Below are 17,531 nucleotides of genomic sequence, written 5' to 3'. Positions count from 1 at the left end.
TGGCTGCCGGTCGACCGGGCGGACACGCAGGTGTGCGTCGAGCCCGCGGCCGAGACGACGCCGACGACCATCACGCCCGCAACCGCGGCGCCAGCCAACGGCAGCGGCGCGAGCGTGGAGGGCACGTCCGTCGAGAACGGCGACACCGCGGCGGGCGCGCTGCCGAACACCGGCGCGCACGACACCGTGCCGCTCGCCGCGGTCGGTGGCGCGTGCATCGCGGTCGGCCTCGCGACGATCGTGGTGTCACGGCGGCGCCGGCTCGCGTCGGAATGAGGATGCGTCCTCGGGTCGCGGCGCTGCGCGTCGCGGCGGGCCTCGTGCTCGCGCTCGGCGCGCTCGCGACGTCCGCACCCGGAGCCGGTGCAGCAGGGACGAACCACGCGCTCGTCATCGTCGAGGCGAACGGGTCCGTCGTGCAGCGCGTCGTCACGTTCACGTCCGACTCGATCACCGGACTGTCCGCGTTGCAACAAGCCGGGTTCGGCACCGTCGTGCGCGGGTACGGCGGCATGGGCGCCGCGGTCTGCGCGGTCACCATGCCGACCACCGGCCAGACGATCGGGTGTCCGAGCGACAACTCGTGCCTCACGTGCGCGGGCTCGACGTTCTGGGCCTACTTCGAGGCGCCCGCCGGTACGTCGTCGTTCCAGCAGTCGCGGGCCGGCGCGAGCAGCACGCACGTCCGCGACGGCGACGTCGAGGGCTGGCGGTGGGGGACCGGCGACCCGCCGCCGTACACCTCGGTCGCGTCCGTCGTGGGGCCACCGCCCACTCCCGCGGCCCCCGCCCCTGCATCGCCAGGTGGGACGCACCCCGGCCCGCAATCGCCGGGAGCGTCGGGGCGGGCCGCATCGGCGGGCCCGGGCGCTCCCGCGGGACCGTCGCCACCGTCGACCCTTCCGGCGGTGACGCCCACCACGGCCATCCGCTCGCCGTCGACGGCGACCCCGAACGTGTCCGTCGACGCGCGGCGGACCTCGCGCCGCGCGGCGAAGGCGCCGGGGGGTGGCGGGTCGGGGGGCGGGTCGACGATCGGGTACGTGGTGTTCGGTGTCGTCGCCGCCGCGCTCGGGACCGCGATCGTCCTCGCCCGACGGGCGCGCCGCGCCTGACGACGCGATCGTTCCGCTCGCCGGGTCCCTCCCTACCATGTGACGCCGATGCCCGTCCTCGGCGCGATCACGCAGCAGAACGTGAACGTCCTCGTCGCGTTCGGCGGCGGGATCATCTCGTTCGCGTCGCCGTGCGTGCTGCCGGTCGTCCCGCTCTATCTCTCGCTCGTCACCGGCCTGTCGGTCGGTGAGCTGCGCGAGGGCGACCGCCGCAACCTCGGTCGTGTCGCGCTGAACACCGCGCTGTTCGTGCTCGGCTTCGGCGTGATCTTCGTGCTGCTCGGGCTCGTGTTCACGACGGCCGGGCACGCGCTGTTCGTCAACCAGGACACGCTCACGCGCGTCGGCGGCGCGCTCGTCATCCTCATGGCCCTGTACCTCGCGGGGACGCAGCTCGTGCAGGCGCCCGCCTTCTACCGAGAGGTGCGGTTCCATCCGCATCTCGAGCGCTTCGGTCCGGTCGCCGCCCCGGTCGCGGGCGCGGCGTTCGGGCTCGGATGGACGCCGTGCATCGGCCCGGTCCTCGGCGCGGTGCTCGGTGTCGCCGCGACCCGCGACACGACGCGCGCCGCCTCCCTGCTCGTCGCGTACACGCTCGGACTCGGCGTGCCGTTCCTCGTCGTCGGGCTCGGACTCGGCCGCCTCACGCGACCGCTCGACTGGGTGAAGCGTCACTCGCGCGCGATCACGCTCGTGTCGGCCGCGGTGCTCGTCGCGTTTGGCGTGCTGCTCGTGTTCAACCGCTACGAGCTCCTGACCGCCCGTCTGCAGGACGCGCTCACCGCCATCGGCTTGAAGCGCCTGGTGACGCTGGGCTGACCGGCGTAAGTCGCCATTCCATCGGGTACCACCGCGTGTGTGGAGTGGTGGTGGATCGCGATCGTCGTCGTGCTCCTGCTCATCGCGTCGTTCGTCACCGCGGTGGGCGTGCAACGACGGCGCCGCGCCGGTGGTGTGATCGCGGCGCGTCCCGGACGAACCCGGCGGCGACGATGACGGCGCTCATGCGCGCGTCCGACGTGCGCGGCCTGCCCGTCGTGACCATCACGGGTGGCGAGGACGTCGCCGAGATCCGCGACGTCGTCTACCACGGCGAGCGGGGCGACGTCCTCGGGTTCACGTTGAACAAGCGCGGCGGGCTGCTGCGCGGTCGTCTGCGCGAGGTGCTGCTCGCGGAGGACGTCGGCGCGATCGGACGTGACGCCGTGATGATCGAGGACGAGGAGTCGTGCCTCGTCGCACCGCGCGACGCGCCCGCCGCGGTCGCGCGCCCGGAGGAGGATCGCAACGTGCTCGGGAACGCGGTCGTGACCGATGCCGGTGTGCGGCTCGGCACGGTCACCGATCTCGTGCTGCGGGTCGGCGGTCACGGCGAGGTCGTCGGCTACGAGGTGCGGCGCGAGGGGTCGAAGGACACGTGGTTCGTGCCCCGTCCCGCGCAGCTCGCGGTGTCGGGCACGGCGTTGATGGTGCCGAACGACATCGAGCGGTACGCGCGTCAGGATCTTTCGGGGTTCGCGAACGCGCTCGACGACTATGGCGGGACGAGCGCACGATGACGCGCTTCGCGGACGTGACCGGCAAGCCTGTGCTCAGCCGTGACAGCGCGGAGCAGCTCGGACACGTGGGCGGCATCGCGATCGCGCTCGATCCACCGAGGGTCACGTCGCTCGTCGTCAAGGTCGGTCGGAAGACGGGCGTGGTGTCGCGCGCCGACGTCACGAGCTTCGGGCCCGACGCCGTGATCGTCGGCTCCGACGGTGCCTGGCACGAGCCGGCGACGGACGACGACGAGCGCGCCGTCAGCGGCCGCGGCGTGCCCGTCGGCAAGCGCGTCCTCACCGAAGGCGGCGACGAGCTCGGCGCGGTGGCCGACGGCGAGTTCGACCCCCACGACGGCGCGCTCGTCGCCCTGTTCGCACAGGACCGTCCCCTCGACGCGCGCCGCCTGCTCGGTCTCGGGTCCTACGCGCTCGTCGTCTCGAGCGAAGGGCTGCGGCACTGAGTCCCGGAAACCGGAACTGAGCACCGCCTCTCGGGAGTCCGTGACGACCCGCGCGGCCGCCGACCGGCTACGCTGCCGAGCGGCGCCGACACGGGGCGCTTCGAGTTCCACCTGGCACCACCGCTGGTTGGAGCAATGATCAGCCGAGTGAGCGTGCCGGTGCGGAACAGCGACCCCCGAGTCCCCGGATCTTCCCCCGTTGCGCTGATGCGCGCTGTCCATCCACGTCGCGTTCGCGCGTGGACCTCTCCGTCGTGCCGAGCCCGGCCGAGGGAACACACCAATGCACAAGGAGCAACACCATGGCAACAGGCACCGTGAAGTGGTTCAACGCGGAGAAGGGCTACGGCTTCATCTCCCGTGAGGGCGGCGACGACGTGTTCGTGCACTTCTCGGCGATCCAGGGCACGGGGTACCGCACGCTGGAGGAGGGTCAGCGCGTCGAGTTCGACGTCGCGCCCGGCCGCAAGGGTGAAGAGGCTCAGAACGTCCGCGCGGTCTGAGGACGCGCTCCGACCGGACTTCCAGGCCTGCGGCCGCCGGTGCTAGCGTGACCGGCACGCCGCGGGGTGGAGCAGTCTGGTAGCTCGTCGGGCTCATAACCCGAAGGTCGCGGGTTCAAATCCCGCCCCCGCCACCAACCAACAGAACCGCAGAGGGCCGGTGCACGCGCACCGGCCCTCTGCGTTACCGGCCGGACGTCAAGAGCGCGGGGCGTGGCGACTCGCGGCGGCGACCGGATTCCGTGTCGGTTCGGCGATCCGCTTCAGCGTGTTGCGATCGACGTGATCGACCAGACCGTCGCGGCCCTCGACCCGCATCCGCGTGTGCTCCTCGTACGACCACGTGCCGTCGCCGTGCACGGTGACATGCACGCGGACGCTGACGGTCTCGAAGGCGCGGTGGAGGAAGGCATTCGAGAGGATGCCGTACTGCTCGGAGCCGGCTGCTGCGCTGACCTCGAACTCGGTGGCGTCGGGTTCGACCGTGCCCGCCGCGAGGACGACCTGACCGCGCGGGATCGCGATCGTGTGGACGATGGTGCGGGCCGCGGGTTCCCAGAGCCAGTAGCCGACCTGGTCGTGGAACGTCTCGACCTCGCCGGGCTTCACAATGTGGGTGTGATAGCGCAGGCCGTAGAAGAGCTGCGGTCCGTTCGTCTGCGGGTCGATCGGTTGTAGCTCGTACCGCTCGACGAAGACATTGTGCTCGTCGTGGTCGATCACCGGCCCGGTGACGTCCGACCCGGGACCGACCGGATGCACGTCCGCCCCGTCCGCACTCGTCCAGATCCCGGCCATCGGCCGAAGGGGACCGAGGTTGGCGAGCGTGTCGTCGCTGCCGTCGGCCTCGGTGTAGATGTCGGATCCGTAGTCGTGCAGGCGCGGCGCATCGTTCACCGGGCGAGGATAACCAGACTGGCTCGGGTCGACCGCGGCGCCGACAGCACGTCACCGGACACCGACCATGTGTGGCTCTCGGGAGAGAAGAGCTGATGAAGATCCTGACTCGCATGTGCACGAGCCTGGACGGTCACGGCACGACCGCGGATGGTTTGCCGGTGCAGCTCGCGTTCCCCGGTTGGGATGCCGGCGCCCTCGGGTTCTACGAACTCCAGGCTTCTTGTGACGCGGTGCTCATGGGCCGGACGACGTTCGAGCCCGCGCTCGCGGCACCGTTCTGGCCGTGGGGAGACCTTGCGGTGTACGTGCTGGGGCGCCGCGTCCCGGATGGGAGCCCGGAGCACGTCGTCGTCGACGGCGATCCGGCGCGCCTCCTGGAGCGCGTACGCGGGGAGAACCGCGGCGGCGACGTCCACCTGGTCGGCGGCCCGAAGACGATCGAGACGTATCGCGCGCTCGGAGCGCTGGACGAGCTCCGGCTCATGGTCCTGCCCATCCTGACGGGGACGGGTCGCGCGCTGACGCCCGATGTCCGCCCGGACGTGTCGCTCACGTTCATGGAGGAGCGCGGTTGGCCGAAGGGCGTCGTCGAGCTCGTGTACCGCGTCGACGCGGACGGGAAGCGCCGCTGACAGCCGGGGACGACATCGCGTCGTCGGGCGTCACCAGGGTGAGCGGACGAGTGCCTGGATCCCGACCGCGGTCGCGACCTGGAGCAGCAGCAGCGCGTGAGTCGTGCGCCCGCGCCGCGTGGGCGGCAGCGCCGCGGTCGCGACGAGGACCCAGGGCGCGAACGGCAGCCAGATGCGCTCGACTTCGCCTTTCGACATGCCACTGACGTCAGCGAGCGCGACGGCGAGCAACGCCGCGCTCGTGACGATCGCGATCCCGCGCTGGCGCAACGACGCGAGCCCGGCCGCGGCCGCGGGGCCGACGACGAGCGCGAACGCGGCGATGTCTGCGACGAGGAAGTAGCTGTACGGGCGTCGGCGCGCGACGCCCGCGGCGTACGCGTGTCGGGTGACGCGCCAACCGTCGACCCACCAGAACTTTGCGGCGGCGAACCCGAGGAACACCGGAGCCGCACCGAGTACAGCGAGCACGAGTGGCCGTACACGCCGCCGCCACGCGCTGACCGCAACGGGAACGACCGCGAGGAGGACGAGTCCGTAGGACAGGAACGCGGTGATCCCGAACAGCACGCCGCCGGTGACGGCGAGGACGTCGCCGCGACGATCGTGACGGCCCGTGGCGAGCACGACGAGCGCGACGGCCCATGCCGCGACGCCGCTGAACAGCGCGTCGGCACTCGTGGCGACCCAGATCGCGCCGGGAAACAGCACGAAAAACGGCGCGGCGGCGCGCGCGGCGGGGCGTCCCGAGACGTCGGCCACCGCGAGGAGCACCGCCGGGATCGCGGCGACACCGACGAGCACGTACAGCGTCGCGACGGTGGCCGTGTTCGAGACGCCGAGCGGCCGCAGTGCCCAGAGCAGGAGCGGCAAGCCGGGTGGGTGCCCGCGTGTGTGGATGTTGAACGACGACGGGTGCGCGAGCAGGTCGTGGAGGAACCGGCCCGGGCTCGTGATAGCAGCCGCGGTCGCCGCGTACTCCGTGTGGACGGGTGTCGTCAGCGCGGACCATCCGTCGACCGCGTTGATCGCGATCGTCCAGCCGGCCGCGATCGCGGGTGTCGCGACGAGCAGGACGCGCCAACGGAGACGCTCGAGCGCGCCGGGGAGCGTCCACGCGCAGACGACGCCGAGCGCGGTCACCGCGCCGAGCGCGGGATCCGGTCGCCAGGCGACTGCGCCGGTCAGGGGCGGCGCGCCGATCTGCATGTGGACGTGTGCGTGCAGGAGCACGGCGCCCCACGACGACGCGACCGCGATCAGCGCCGTCCACGCGCCGAGCGCGACGACCGTCCGTGCCTCGGACGGGCACGCGTTCTCCTCGACGGTGACCGGAACCACGTCGTGGGTGGTCGCGATCACCGCTCCACGCCCGTCGGGCGTCGAGATCGCCGCGCCGCGACGACGTTGAACGCGGCCCACAACGCGCAGACACACCACACGCCGGTGACCACCGAGACGATCGCGACGCCGTAGTCGAGTGGCGCGAGCGACGGGTTGTCGGTGATCCGTCCGTATCCGCGCAGCGGGATCCATGCGATTGCGACCGTGAGCGCGGTGCCGACGAGGCTCGCGCGCAGTGGCCAGCGCAACGGCGCCGGGAGCCGCCCGACGAGCCAGCCGATGGTAAGCACGAGCGGCACGAACACCGCGTCGTGGAGCACGTCGGCACCCACGAGCCAGGTGAGCGCCTGCGAGGGCCGCGTCGCGTCGGCGTGCGCGAGCAGGCCTGCGAACCCGTAGGCCATCACGGCGAGACCGGCGCCGAGCCCGACCCAGAAGGCGCGACCGCGTGGCGCGCCGCGCGCGCTCATCGGACGACCAAGCGTGTGACCCACTTCGTCTGCATCACACCGGGCCGGTCGGGCCCGATGAGCCGCAGCGGATAGCCGTGGTCGAGGTGCAGCGGCTCGCCGTTCACGTGCGTCGCGAGGAGCGTGTCGGGATCGCGCGCTTGCACGTGGTTCAACTCCGACGACCGGTAGCTGCGCCGTTGCTGCAGCGATTCCACGAGCACGGTGGCACCTCGGCGCGCGCCCGCGATGTCGAGCAGGTCGCGGACGCGCACGCCGGTCCAGCGCTGGGAGGTGCTCCAGCCGTCGACACACGCGATCGGCAGCGTCGCGTCGGCGCGCGGGAGACGGGCGATGTCGTCGAGCGTGAGCGTCAGGTGCCGTCGAACGTTGCCTTCGACCCGGAGTCGGAAGGCCGGGTCGCGCGCGCTCGTCGTCACGCCCGCCGCGATCGCGCTGCGGTTGACGGGGAATCCCTGCGGGCCCGTGTCGGGACGGCGGGGCGCCAGCAACGCGAGCTTGCGCAGGGGCGAGACCGTCTCGCCGACGGTCGCCAGTGTCACCAGCGCCACCGCGCCGCCGAGCGTCGCGAGGAACACGCGACGGTCCAGGGTCGCGGCGTCCCCGGACGTGCGTACCTGGGGCCGCAGCGCGTGCCAGGTGGTCGTCCACCTCGCGCCCGCGTGAACGATCAGCGCGCCGATCGTGATCCACGCGGTCCAGTAGTGCGTGACGACGAAGTTGAACCGCCAGGGGTACCAGCCGTTGATGTTCGCCAGGCCGGTGAACAGCAGGAGGAGTGAGCCACCGATCAACGGCAGCAGGCTGACGCGTTCGACGGCGTGCGCGACGTCCTCGAACGCGGGCCATCGCAGCAGGTTCGGGAAGACGGTCCAGAGCTTGGCGAGCAGGAGCGGGATGGTCGCGATGCCGGTCGCGACGTGGAGTCCCTGGGTGACGCGATACAAGCCGGCTGGGCGGGCGGGCAGCACGAACCACGACGGCGGGTGCTGGGCCCAATGCGAGTAGAGCCCGGTCGCGAAGCAGACCGTGAACGACACGCCCAGCGCGAGGCCGAGCAGCGCGGCGGCGCGTTCTTCGTGCAATGGGCTCGTGAAGCGGCGCTGCAGACGCTCGGCGCGACCGGCGACGTCGTACCTCATGCCGCGCGCTCCTCGCGTCGCAGCATCCCGAACCATCGCCGCCCGTCCCGCCACACGCGTGCCGGCGTGAAGCCGGACGAGCGCGCGAGCGCCGCGATGTCGTCGATCGTGACGATGGCGAGCGAGAACCACGGCCCGGCGACGGCTTCGACCTCGAAGTGCACGAGCCGCGCCGCGTGTCGCGCAGACGGCGGGTCGAGCTCGACGATCACGGTCCCGCCCGGTCGCAACAGGTCGCGCACGCGGCGGAGCAGCACGCCGGGCTGTCCGCCGATGCCGACGTTGCCGTCGAGCAGCAGCACGCTCGCCCACCGGCCGGCCGCGGGGATCCGGTCGAACACCGAGCGGTTCATGACGCACGCACCGCGGCCACGCGCGACGTCGAGCGCGCTCGCGGTGATGTCGATGCCGAGCGCGGGTACGCCGCGTTCGGCGAGTGCGGCGACGTGACGGCCGGGCCCGCACCCGACGTCGAGCACCGGTCCGCCGCGCACGAGGTCGAGCACGCGCAGGTCGATCGTCTCGATCGGGCCGAACCACCGCTCGACCGGGAGGGCGACGAGCCGGCCCCGGACGTCACGGAGCTGAACCCCCGCGCGCACGGTGCTCATGTCACCCATTGACCGGCGATGGACGCGAGGGTCGACGCGAACCGCGACCCCGGGATCTCGCCGGCGACGGCGAGCGCGTCGTCGAAGACGTCGACGTCGCGCAGGCGCGGCACCAGCTCGACCACGAGCCCGAGCTCGCGGAGACGCGCGAGCTGCACGTCGCCGGTGCTCGCAGTGCTCATCGGGACGCCGGCGAAGACGCGTGCATCGGGCTCTCGCAGACCGATGCACCAGTAGCCGCCGTCGCACGCGAGACCGAGGACCGCGTCGCGGCCCGGTCGCGCGAGCGATGCCGCGGCCGCGCCCAGCAGCGACGGTGTGAGCTGGGGCGTGTCCATGCCGACGAGCACCGCCGGGCCGCGGACCGCGGCGAACGCGGCGCCGAGCCGCTCCCCGAGGCCGTGGCCTTCCTGGGGCACGACCGTGAACCCGGGCGGCACCCACCGTCCCGGGCGGCCGTCGAGCACGAGGAAGCGACGGCGCGCATCCGTTGCGGCGACGGTCGCGAGCGTGTCCGCGAGTGCCGCCGCCGCGAGGGCCGCGGCGTCGCCCGGCGTGCACGGTGGACAGAGCCTCGTCTTGACCCGGCCCGGACACGGCGCCTTCGCGAGCACGACGAGTGCGACGTCGCGCGCGTTCACCGCGCTCGCTCCGTCGGCCGGTCGTCACATGCCGCCAGGACGCGCGCCATGTCGCGTGTGGCGCGGACCGTTCCCCGGATGGTGCCGGTCACCTTCGAGTGCCCGATCCGCGCGGCGTACGTCACGGGGATCTCGCGCACGCGCCATCCCGCGATCGCCGCGCGCAACACCATCTCCAGCGGCCACCCGAACCGGCGGTCCTGCACGCCCAGCGCGAGCAGCGCTTCTCGACGCGCCGCGCGCATCGGCCCGAGGTCGGTGACGCGTGTGCCCGTCCGACGGCGCACCTCCACGGCAAGGAGCGCGTTCGCGACCCGGCCATGGAGCGGCAGGTCTCGTGACCGTCGCCGCGTCCCGAGAACCAGATCGGCTTCGCCGTCGGCGACGGGCTCGGCGACGAGCGGCAACTCGCGCGCGTCGAGCGATCCGTCGCAGTCCATGAAGCAGACGACGTCCGCGCGCGCGTGGAGCAGTCCGGTCATGCATGCGGCACCGAAGCCGCGTCGCCGCTCCACGACGACGCGCGCGCCGAGCGTGCGTGCGACGTCCGCCGACCCGTCGCGGGAACCGTTGTCGACGACGATGGGTTCGTAGCCCGCGGGAACGCGTGCCAACACGGACGGCAACGCACGCACTTCGTCGAGCACGGGCAGCACGACATCGGGCATGCCGGCAACCAACCACATGCCGGCATCGCCGGTACCGGCTTCCTGCTTACGATTCTCGAAACTCGGCGGGATCGCCCGCGGGCCCGAGCCGAACCGCCGTACAGTCGCCCCGTGGAGCCCGCGACGGAGCTCGACGACGGCGCGCCGCGCCCACGTGTCCTCGTGGTCGAGGACGACAGGAACGTCGCCGACGTCGTCGTCCGCTACCTCGAACGCGAGGGGTTCGACGTGGTCGGCGTCGGCGACGGGTACGAGGCACTCACGCGCGCCGAGGCCGAGCCGCCCGACATCGTCGTCCTCGACCTCATGCTTCCCGGCCTGGACGGCCTCGAGGTGTGCCGGCGGCTCCGCGCCTCCACCCCGGTCCCCGTGATCATGCTCACCGCGCGCGGCGAGGAGGACGACCGGATCGCGGGCTTCGAGGTCGGCGCGGACGACTACGTGAGCAAGCCGTTCTCACCCCGCGAGCTCACCGCACGCGTCAAGGCCGTCCTTCGTCGCGCGAGCAGCCCGACGATCCGGGCGGTGGAGAGCGGGTCGATCGTCGCCGGTGATCTCGTCGTCGACCCTGCCGCGCACGAGGCGCGGCGAGGCGGCGAGCTCGTTGCGCTGACGGCGAGGGAGTTCGACCTGTTGTGCTTCCTCGCGCAGCGTCCGCGCCGGGTGTTCCGGCGCGAGGAGCTGCTCGAGCGGGTGTGGGGATACACCTACGGCGACACGTCGACCGTCACGGTGCACATCCGCCGCCTCCGCGAGAAGCTCGAGGACGACCCGTCGGCGCCGACGCGGATCACGACCGTGTGGGGCGTCGGGTACAGGTTCGACCCGTGACGCACAGGCACGTGACGCGCGGGCACGCGGTTCGCACGCGTCCGCTCGCGGCCGTCGTCGCCGTGGGCGGGGCGCTGACGTTCGTCGTCGGCGCGCTGACCGCGATGTCGGCGCGTGACGCGGTGGAGCTCGTCGCGATCGCCGCGGGCACCGCGCTGGCCGCGGGACTCGTCGGCGCGCTGTTGCTGTCACTGTTGCGCGTCCGTTCCGTCGGTGCGCAGGTGATCGCGATCGCGGTCGTCACGGTGGTGACCGTCGGCGTAGGCGCGTGGGTTGCCGCGCGCGCCATGTTCATCTCCGACCACGACCTCTCGATGCTGATCGTCGTCCTCGTACCTGCGGGGACGATGGCCGTCGCCGCCTCGATCGTGCTCGGCGGGCGCGTCGTCGACGCGTCGACGTCGCTCGCGGACGTCGCGCGCCGGATCGGTGACGGTGACGGCGTGACGGTGCACGACCGCGCGGTGGCGCCGACCGAGCTCGCTCGGTTGCACGACGAGCTCGCGAGCATGTCGGCGCGGCTCGACGAGGCGCGTGCACGCGAACGTGCCATCGACGCGTCACGGCGCGAGCTCGTCGCCTGGGTCTCGCACGACCTGCGGACACCTCTCGCCGGGATCCGGGCGATGGTCGAGGCACTGGAGGACGGCGTCGTCGACGACCCCGACACCGTCGCGAAGTACCACGCGCGCGTGCGCGAGGAGGCCGACCGGCTCGCGGGGCTCGTCGACGACCTCTTCGAGCTGAGCCGCAGCCAGGCCGGCGTCCTGCGGTTGGAGATGGAGCGGGTGTCGCTCGCCGACGTCGTGTCGGACGCGCTCGCCGGTGCCGCGCCGATCGCCGACGCGCGCGGCGTCCGCCTCCACGGTGTGATGCGCGAAGCCGTTCCCGAACTGCGCGCGTCCGCACCCGAGCTCCTGCGCGCGCTTCGCAACATCCTCGAGAACGCGATCCGGCACACGCCGAGCGACGGAACGGTCGTCGTGGAGGCGGGCGTCGACGCCGGGCAGGCCTTTGTGGCCGTGATCGACCACGGCGGCGGCATCCCGGAAGGGGACCTCCCCCGTGTGTTCGACGTCGCCTTCCGCGTGGATCCCGCGCGGCAGGGCCCGGGTGCCGGGCTCGGCCTCGCAATTGCGCGCGGTCTCGTCGAAGCCCACCAGGGCGACGTCAGCGTGCGCAACGAGAATGGCGGCTGCCGCTTCACCGTCCGTCTCCCCATGGACCCGGTCGCGTGAGGGTGCTCGTCACCGGTGCCGCGGGGTTCATCGGATCGTGCGTCGTCGACTCGCTGCTCGACGCCGGTCACGAGGTCGTCGGTGTCGACGCGCTCCATCCGCTCGCGCACCGGGACACTCCGAGCTACCTCAACACACGCGCCGAGTACGTCTGGGGCGATCTCGCCGATCCCGACGTCGTGCGCAGAGCTGTGAAGGGCGTCGACGCGGTGTCGCACCAGGCGTCGATGGTCGGGCTCGGCGTGGACTTCTCCGATGCCGTCGACTACGTGACGAACAACGTCGTTGCCACCGCGAGCCTGCTCGCCGCACTGCACGACCGACGGTTCGACGGGCGCGTCGTCCTCGCCGGCAGCATGGTCGTCTACGGCGAGGGCCGGTATCGCTGTCCGAGGCACGGCGTGGTCCGCGTGGACGCGCGTCCGCGTTCCCGTCTCGACCGCGCGTGCTGGGAGCCTCCGTGCCCGGCGTGCGGTCGGGTGCTCGTCCCCGAGCCCATCGGCGAGGACGCGCCCGCGGATCCACGCAACGTGTACGCAGCGACGAAGCTGCACCAGGAGCACCTCGTCACCACGTTCGGTCGCGAGCACGCGACGCCGACGATCGTCCTGCGCTACCACAACGTGTACGGACCGCGCATGCCCCGCAGGACACCGTACGCAGGCGTCGCGAGCATCTTCCGGAGCGCGTTGGAGGACGGCCGCGCGCCGCGGGTCCTGGAGGACGGGCACCAGCGTCGCGACTTCGTCCACGTGTCGGACGTCGCACGCGCGAACCTGCTCGCCATCGAGGCTGATCCGGAGATCTCCGTGACGTGCAACGTCGCGAGCGGTCGGCCGATCACGGTCCTGGAGATGGCGTCGACGCTCGCCAGCGCATTCGACGGCGCGCCGGCGCCCGAGGTCGTCGGCGGGTACCGGCTCGGCGATGTGCGCCACGTGTTCGCGTCCGTCGAGCGCGCACGTCGCGTGCTCGGGTTCTCGGCGGCGGTTCCGCCCGAGCAGGGCCTGGTCGAGTTCGCGACCGCACCGCTGCGCACCTAGCTGGACGGCTACGCGATCGTTGCGGCCTACCAGCCGCGTCCGACCGACCTGGGCGACCGATGAGCAATCGCGGCGTCGCCCGTCTGAACGCGGTCCGCTACCTCTGTGCGACTGCAGCAAGGGAGAGCAACCGTGCGACCGCTCCGATACTCGATCAACGTCACGCTCGACGGCTGCTGCGATCACCGGGAGGGGATCCCGGACGAAGAGCTGCATCGCCATTTTGCCGATGAGCTGGAACGAGCCGATGCCCTGCTCTTCGGTCGGGTGACCTACGAGATGATGGAGGAGGCGTGGCGGCAGCCGGCGACGGGAACGTGGCCCGACTGGATGGCCGATTGGATGATTCCGTTCGCCCGGACGATCGACAGGGCGAAGAAGTACGTCGTGTCGAGCACCCTGGACCAGGTCGACTGGAACGCGCAGCTCGTGCGCGGTGACCTGGAGACAGCCGTTCGGCAGCTGAAGCGGGAGCCCGGCGAGGGTCTGTACGTGGGAGGCGTGACCCTTCCGTTGGCCTTGGCGGATCTGCGCCTGATCGACGAGTACGAGTTCGTCGTGCAGCCCATCGTGGCGGGCCACGGGCCGACGTTGTTCGCCGGCCTGCGCGAGCGACTCGAACTGAGGCTCGTGGGGCGCAAGGAGTTCCGGTCGGGGGCGGTCGCGCTGCGTTACCAGCCCGGCCGAGTCGCGACTTGAACGTGCTGCGCTCAGGTGCTGCTCAGCTCGTCACATCGCGCGCGGGCACCGACACGATCGCGCAGCGGCAGCCACCACGCCGCTGAACGACTTCGTTCAGCGCCGCGATTCGGTCGACAGCCGCGTGGTCGAGGCCGGGTACGCCGGTGAGTTGGAACCCGAGCAGCGTGTTGTCGAGGTCGTCGGCAAGGGCCGGGCGACCAGCACGCGTGAGCTCGGCACGGATCTCCTGCTGCAGACGTGACAGTTCGGCTTCTTCCGCGGCGGGCAGCGGCGACGTCGTCGCGATCAGCCGCGCGCCTGGCTCGGTGAGATAGGGAAGCACGAACGAGCCCTGTTCGGTGACGTACCACACGAACGTCGCCTGCGACGCCTTCGCGGCGCGTTGCGCACCAAATGCCCGCGCAAGGTCCGGGTTGACGCGAACGTCGACACCGTCGCGGGCGAGGGCATTCACGACGCCGTCGAACAGGCTGGCGTCACTGGTGCCGACGAAGCGAACGAGTACCACGCCGTGCGGTGGATGACGTTCGACCTGCCGCATCACTTGGCGCAGTGCGGGTTCGCGTGCATCGAGGAGTGTGGAGCCGGCCGATGGCACCGCTGCGGCGAGAGTGACGGATGCCGCGGCAACGAGGGCGACCGCGCTCGACGCGGCCATCCAACGAACCAGCCGCGGGACGAGCGGTGCGGCGAGTCGCGCGACCGACCAGACGGACGCCACCACGATGAATGCTGCGACGGGAATGCGCCAGTAGAAGACGTACCCACGTGCCTGGTCGGCACGCGCGATCGACACGATCGTCAACACGAACAGCAGTGCCGCGAGCACGACCATTCGGGCGTCAGAGGTCGATCGTGTCCGGCGCGCTGCGAGCCACCCGACGATCAAGAGCGCGCACGGCACGAGGAGCCAACCCAACGAGGCGGGCTCGGAGAAGCCGGTGAACACCTGAAGGTGCTCGTGGCCGTGCAACCACGGCGGAACCGGGCGGAACTCTGCCGCCATGAGCCCAGCGGCCTTCGTCAAACCGAGATGCGGCGTGCTGCCGCGCGTGTAGTAGCGCACGATCTTGCCGAGGTTGCCCGGGGGGCGTACGAAGACGTCGACCACGGGCGGGATCCAGCTTGCGATCCACACCGCGGCCGAGATCGCAACTGTCGACTGCCAGCGCGTCGGTGGACGGCCTGCTCGGCGGGTGTCGACGACGACCATCGCGAGCGCCCACAGCGTCGCGACGACGACCATGCCGGTGTAGGCCACGTGCGTCTGGACCAGGAACGTTCCGACGATCGACAGGCTGATCAGTTGCCGGAACGAACCGGTCGCGACGAGCAGCGCAAGGAACACGAACAGCAAGAACGAGATGAGCGCGACATGCGGGTTCCACGTCTGCCGGAAGAACCAGCCCGCCAAGGCGAAGTACGTGAGTCCCGTCACCGTCGCGGCCGCGAGCAGCATCCGCAGATCGCGCCGAGCGGTCGCGACGACGAGCCACATGAGCGCGACGCCCTCGAGCACCGCGCCCGCGATGCGGGTGGCCCAGGGCGCGTGGCCAGCGAGTGCGGACAGCACGCCCATCGGCCAGAACATCAACGGGCCGGGATGGTTGAAGTATCGGCTGTAGAACCCGGTGAGCGGCGTGTGCACGCTGAACACGTCCCGCAGTCGCAGATCGAGTACGGCAAAGTCGTCGACCGGGTGCCACGGTCTGCCGGCCAGCGCAGCAACCGCGACGATTGGCGGCAGCAGGAGCAGCACGCCGACGAGCGCGGCTACGGGTGCACGGACGCGTCCAGTCGTCACCGCCCTGCGCGCGGGCGGGCCCGGAGGTGTCGGGTGCGCCTCGACTGTCGCGTCGGTGCCGACGCTCACGGCAACGGTCCTCCGGTGCCGTCGAACGGCTCAGCGAGTCGGGCGATCATGCCATGGCGCTCGCCACAGCGCTCGGCCGCGCGCGCCGCGCCTCGTTGCGCCGGGCTCACCGCGCGCACGACTCGTCGCGCCGCGCCCCAACCGTCTGAGTGCTGCGCTCAGCTGCCGGACAGCGAGTACGCGTAGAGGTTCCCGTCGCTGCCTCCGACGTACACGCGGCCGTTGGCGACGATCGGCGACACGTCCGCGCTGCCGCTGCCGGGGCCGGCGGAGAAGAAGAGTCTCGTCCCGGTGCCCGCGTCGTCCGCCGCGAGCCCAACCCGCGGCGGTTGGCTGGTCCCGTACGCCGTCGTGTACACGACGCCGTTCGCGACCGCCGGTGAGTTGAACGCGCTCGCGGCTGTGTGCCACTTCTCGGTTCCGGTCGCCGCGTCCAAGGCGTACAGCGAGCTCCCGGTGACGAGCGCGAACACAGTGCTGCCGTCGATCGCGGGCCGTGTGCTCGACGCGGTGTCGTTCTGCCCGGTGAAGAAGCTCCACAGGAAGGTGCCGTCCGACGCGTCGTACGCCCGCACGTCCTCGATGCACTGCAGGAAGAGCCGGCCGCCCGCAGCCGCGACGGCCCACGCTGGGGTGCCGATCGACTTCGACCAACGCGGCGCGCCGGTCGACGCGTCATACGCGCGAAGCGTCGACACCGGGACCGCCGTCGTCGGGTAGCTCAACGCGTACAAGACGCCGTTCGCGATCGCGGGCGTCGCGTACATCGACGCCGGATCGGTGCTCTCGGACACCGACCACACGAGCGCTCCGGTGCTCGCGTCGTACGCGTACACGCTCTGCTTCGGACCACCCGCGTACACCAGGCCGCCCGACAGGACCGGGGCCGACGAGACCGTGCCCACGGTCGCGCTCCACGCGATCGCACCGGTCGACGCGTCGAACGCCGTCAGCACGCCGGACCGGTCGACGGAGTACACCTTGCCGCCGCTGACCGCCGGATCGACCGGCATCGTCGGGACGCTCCATTCGAGCGTGCCGCTCGTGGCATCGAACGCCCGCGTCCTGAAGGTGTTCGTCGTGCCCACCGAGCCCGTCACGAACACCCGGCCACCGCCGGTCCGGCGGAGACGAACCGCTTGATCGGGCTGTCGATTCCGGCCGTCGCGTTCGTGGAGATGGTGAGGGACGCACCGGGCGCTCCCGATCGACCGCACGCGAGGAGCGAGCCATGACCGCCACCTACACGTTCGACGTCTTCTCGAGCCTCGACGGCTTCGGCGCTGCCGAGGGGGACTGGACGGGATACTGGGGCAAGCAAGGTCCCGAGCTCCTCGACCACCGCCTCGCGTCGTACCGCGAGGAGCAGCGGATGGTCTTCGGGGCCAACACGTATCGCGCGTTCGCGAGCATGTTCGCCGCGAGCACCGAGGACTCCGCGCTGCGTGATCCATGGGTCGCGCGGATGCGAAGCCTGCCGGCAATCGTGGTGTCCACCACCCTGGAAGGACCGCTCGACTGGCCGGACGCGACGATCGAGAGCGGCGATGCCGTCGACGTCGTCCGCCGGCTCAAGGAGGAATCCGACGTGCCGTTGCGCTCGCACGGCAGCTTGTCGACGAACCGGGCGCTGATGGCGGCCGGCCTGGTCGACCGCCTCCAGGTGACGCTCTTTCCCGTGATCACCGGGCGGACCGGAGTGCAGCCGATCTTCCGCGGTGCCGAGGACTTCGACCTCGAGCTCGTCGAGAGCCGGGTCCTCGACCGCGACATCCACGAGCTCGTCTACCGGCCGAGGCTGCACGGCTGACGC

The 17,531-nt window shown here is 71.6% G+C and carries 22 protein-coding genes and 1 tRNA gene; 14 read left to right on the top strand and 9 right to left on the bottom strand.

The annotated features are described in order from the left end of the window. The 8 genes from VFC33_10595 to VFC33_10560 form a co-directional block, all read left to right on the top strand. Positions 1–276, top strand: a 276-nt coding sequence (locus tag VFC33_10595; protein ID HZR13687.1) for an LPXTG cell wall anchor domain-containing protein, incomplete at its 5' end; no start/stop codon positions are given. A gap of 2 nt (positions 277–278) precedes the next feature. Continuing rightward, entirely contained in the window at positions 279–1,115 is an 837-nt protein-coding gene (locus tag VFC33_10590; GenBank protein HZR13686.1) for a hypothetical protein, read from the top strand. A 48-nt stretch (positions 1,116–1,163) separates the two neighbouring features. Beyond that, positions 1,164–1,934, top strand: a complete 771-nt coding sequence (locus tag VFC33_10585; protein ID HZR13685.1) for a cytochrome c biogenesis protein CcdA — start codon at positions 1,164–1,166, stop codon at positions 1,932–1,934. Between the two features lie 39 nt (positions 1,935–1,973). Further along, a complete protein-coding gene (locus tag VFC33_10580) occupies positions 1,974–2,111 on the top strand; it encodes a hypothetical protein (GenBank protein ID HZR13684.1) in 138 nt (45 codons plus the stop codon). Positions 2,112–2,119: 8 nt separating this feature from the next. Further along, the gene (locus VFC33_10575) at positions 2,120–2,674 is read left to right on the top strand and encodes a PRC-barrel domain-containing protein (GenBank protein ID HZR13683.1); all 555 of its coding nucleotides are present in this window, start codon (positions 2,120–2,122) and stop codon (positions 2,672–2,674) included. Next, a complete protein-coding gene (locus VFC33_10570; GenBank protein ID HZR13682.1) occupies positions 2,671–3,120 on the top strand; it encodes a PRC-barrel domain-containing protein in 450 nt (149 codons plus the stop codon). The genes VFC33_10575 and VFC33_10570 overlap by 4 nt, the downstream gene beginning before the upstream one ends. Positions 3,121–3,422: 302 nt before the next feature. Continuing rightward, positions 3,423–3,623 (top strand): cold-shock protein, encoded by a 201-nt coding sequence (locus VFC33_10565; GenBank protein HZR13681.1) that lies wholly within the window; start codon positions 3,423–3,425, stop codon positions 3,621–3,623. 60 nt (positions 3,624–3,683) lie between these two features. Beyond that, positions 3,684–3,760, top strand: a tRNA-Met gene (locus tag VFC33_10560). A 61-nt stretch (positions 3,761–3,821) separates the two neighbouring features. On the opposite strand, the gene VFC33_10555 is transcribed toward VFC33_10560, so the two are convergent. Continuing rightward, entirely contained in the window at positions 3,822–4,520 is a 699-nt protein-coding gene (locus VFC33_10555; GenBank protein HZR13680.1) for a heme-binding beta-barrel domain-containing protein, read from the bottom strand. A 95-nt stretch (positions 4,521–4,615) separates the two neighbouring features. On the opposite strand from VFC33_10555, the gene VFC33_10550 reads away from it, so the two are divergent. After that, positions 4,616–5,155: a dihydrofolate reductase family protein gene (locus tag VFC33_10550; GenBank protein HZR13679.1), complete on the top strand. Its 540-nt coding sequence runs from the start codon at positions 4,616–4,618 to the stop codon at positions 5,153–5,155. A 30-nt stretch (positions 5,156–5,185) separates the two neighbouring features. On the opposite strand, the gene VFC33_10545 is transcribed toward VFC33_10550, so the two are convergent. Genes VFC33_10545 through VFC33_10520 form a run of 6 tightly spaced genes read right to left on the bottom strand, consistent with a single transcriptional unit; the run spans position 5,186 to position 10,031 of the window. Next, complete coding sequence (locus VFC33_10545; protein HZR13678.1) at positions 5,186–6,517, bottom strand: hypothetical protein; 1,332 nt, start codon at positions 6,515–6,517, stop codon at positions 5,186–5,188. After that, entirely contained in the window at positions 6,514–6,969 is a 456-nt protein-coding gene (locus tag VFC33_10540; GenBank protein ID HZR13677.1) for a hypothetical protein, read from the bottom strand. The genes VFC33_10545 and VFC33_10540 overlap by 4 nt, the downstream gene beginning before the upstream one ends. Continuing rightward, complete coding sequence (locus VFC33_10535; protein ID HZR13676.1) at positions 6,966–8,111, bottom strand: molybdopterin-dependent oxidoreductase; 1,146 nt, start codon at positions 8,109–8,111, stop codon at positions 6,966–6,968. Before VFC33_10535 ends, VFC33_10540 begins: the two co-directional genes overlap by 4 nt. Beyond that, positions 8,108–8,722 carry a methyltransferase domain-containing protein gene (locus tag VFC33_10530; GenBank protein HZR13675.1) on the bottom strand — a complete coding sequence of 205 codons (615 nt, stop codon included), beginning with the start codon at positions 8,720–8,722 and terminating at the stop codon, positions 8,108–8,110. Before VFC33_10530 ends, VFC33_10535 begins: the two co-directional genes overlap by 4 nt. Continuing rightward, complete coding sequence (locus tag VFC33_10525; protein ID HZR13674.1) at positions 8,719–9,363, bottom strand: TIGR04282 family arsenosugar biosynthesis glycosyltransferase; 645 nt, start codon at positions 9,361–9,363, stop codon at positions 8,719–8,721. Before VFC33_10525 ends, VFC33_10530 begins: the two co-directional genes overlap by 4 nt. Then, on the bottom strand, positions 9,360–10,031 hold the full coding sequence (locus VFC33_10520) for a glycosyltransferase family 2 protein (protein ID HZR13673.1): 672 nt from the start codon (positions 10,029–10,031) through the stop codon (positions 9,360–9,362). Before VFC33_10520 ends, VFC33_10525 begins: the two co-directional genes overlap by 4 nt. Before the next feature lie 111 nt (positions 10,032–10,142). On the opposite strand from VFC33_10520, the gene VFC33_10515 reads away from it, so the two are divergent. The 4 genes from VFC33_10515 to VFC33_10500 all read left to right on the top strand — a co-directional run bounded on the left by VFC33_10515 (position 10,143) and on the right by VFC33_10500 (position 13,842). After that, complete coding sequence (locus VFC33_10515) at positions 10,143–10,862, top strand: response regulator transcription factor (GenBank protein HZR13672.1); 720 nt, start codon at positions 10,143–10,145, stop codon at positions 10,860–10,862. Further along, positions 10,859–12,100 (top strand): HAMP domain-containing sensor histidine kinase, encoded by a 1,242-nt coding sequence (locus VFC33_10510; protein ID HZR13671.1) that lies wholly within the window; start codon positions 10,859–10,861, stop codon positions 12,098–12,100. The genes VFC33_10515 and VFC33_10510 overlap by 4 nt, the downstream gene beginning before the upstream one ends. After that, on the top strand, positions 12,097–13,143 hold the full coding sequence (locus tag VFC33_10505) for an NAD-dependent epimerase/dehydratase family protein (protein ID HZR13670.1): 1,047 nt from the start codon (positions 12,097–12,099) through the stop codon (positions 13,141–13,143). Before VFC33_10510 ends, VFC33_10505 begins: the two co-directional genes overlap by 4 nt. 132 nt (positions 13,144–13,275) lie before the next feature. Continuing rightward, complete coding sequence (locus VFC33_10500; protein HZR13669.1) at positions 13,276–13,842, top strand: dihydrofolate reductase family protein; 567 nt, start codon at positions 13,276–13,278, stop codon at positions 13,840–13,842. 22 nt (positions 13,843–13,864) lie between these two features. Here VFC33_10500 and VFC33_10495 read toward each other — a convergent pair whose 3' ends face one another. Continuing rightward, positions 13,865–15,718, bottom strand: coding sequence for a hypothetical protein (locus VFC33_10495; protein HZR13668.1), 1,854 nt, complete (start codon positions 15,716–15,718; stop codon positions 13,865–13,867). 158 nt (positions 15,719–15,876) lie between these two features. Next, complete coding sequence (locus VFC33_10490) at positions 15,877–16,806, bottom strand: PQQ-binding-like beta-propeller repeat protein (GenBank protein HZR13667.1); 930 nt, start codon at positions 16,804–16,806, stop codon at positions 15,877–15,879. Between the two features lie 143 nt (positions 16,807–16,949). Here VFC33_10490 and VFC33_10485 point away from each other — a divergent pair, with 143 nt between their 5' ends. After that, positions 16,950–17,528 carry a dihydrofolate reductase family protein gene (locus VFC33_10485; GenBank protein ID HZR13666.1) on the top strand — a complete coding sequence of 193 codons (579 nt, stop codon included), beginning with the start codon at positions 16,950–16,952 and terminating at the stop codon, positions 17,526–17,528. The last annotated feature ends 3 nt before the right edge of the window (positions 17,529–17,531 follow it).

The organism is Acidimicrobiia bacterium (assembly GCA_035651955.1).
Classification (GTDB): domain Bacteria; phylum Actinomycetota; class Acidimicrobiia; order IMCC26256; family JAMXLJ01; genus JAMXLJ01.
This window is presented reverse-complemented; position numbering and strand designations above follow the sequence as displayed.

Bases quoted from the DNA above. Each gene is read 5' to 3' on its own strand.
- VFC33_10590 (HZR13686.1), top strand. From the start codon at position 279: ATGCGTCCTCGGGTCGCGGCGCTGCGCGTCGCGGCGGGCCTCGTGCTC.
- VFC33_10585 (HZR13685.1), top strand. From the start codon at position 1,164: ATGCCCGTCCTCGGCGCGATCACGCAGCAGAACGTGAACGTCCTCGTC.
- VFC33_10575 (HZR13683.1), top strand. From the start codon at position 2,120: ATGCGCGCGTCCGACGTGCGCGGCCTGCCCGTCGTGACCATCACGGGT.
- VFC33_10570 (HZR13682.1), top strand. From the start codon at position 2,671: ATGACGCGCTTCGCGGACGTGACCGGCAAGCCTGTGCTCAGCCGTGAC.
- VFC33_10565 (HZR13681.1), top strand. From the start codon at position 3,423: ATGGCAACAGGCACCGTGAAGTGGTTCAACGCGGAGAAGGGCTACGGC.
- VFC33_10550 (HZR13679.1), top strand. From the start codon at position 4,616: ATGAAGATCCTGACTCGCATGTGCACGAGCCTGGACGGTCACGGCACG.
- VFC33_10540 (HZR13677.1), bottom strand. From the start codon at position 6,969: ATGAGCGCGCGCGGCGCGCCACGCGGTCGCGCCTTCTGGGTCGGGCTC.
- VFC33_10535 (HZR13676.1), bottom strand. From the start codon at position 8,111: ATGAGGTACGACGTCGCCGGTCGCGCCGAGCGTCTGCAGCGCCGCTTC.
- VFC33_10530 (HZR13675.1), bottom strand. From the start codon at position 8,722: ATGAGCACCGTGCGCGCGGGGGTTCAGCTCCGTGACGTCCGGGGCCGG.
- VFC33_10520 (HZR13673.1), bottom strand. From the start codon at position 10,031: ATGCCCGATGTCGTGCTGCCCGTGCTCGACGAAGTGCGTGCGTTGCCG.
- VFC33_10485 (HZR13666.1), top strand. From the start codon at position 16,950: ATGACCGCCACCTACACGTTCGACGTCTTCTCGAGCCTCGACGGCTTC.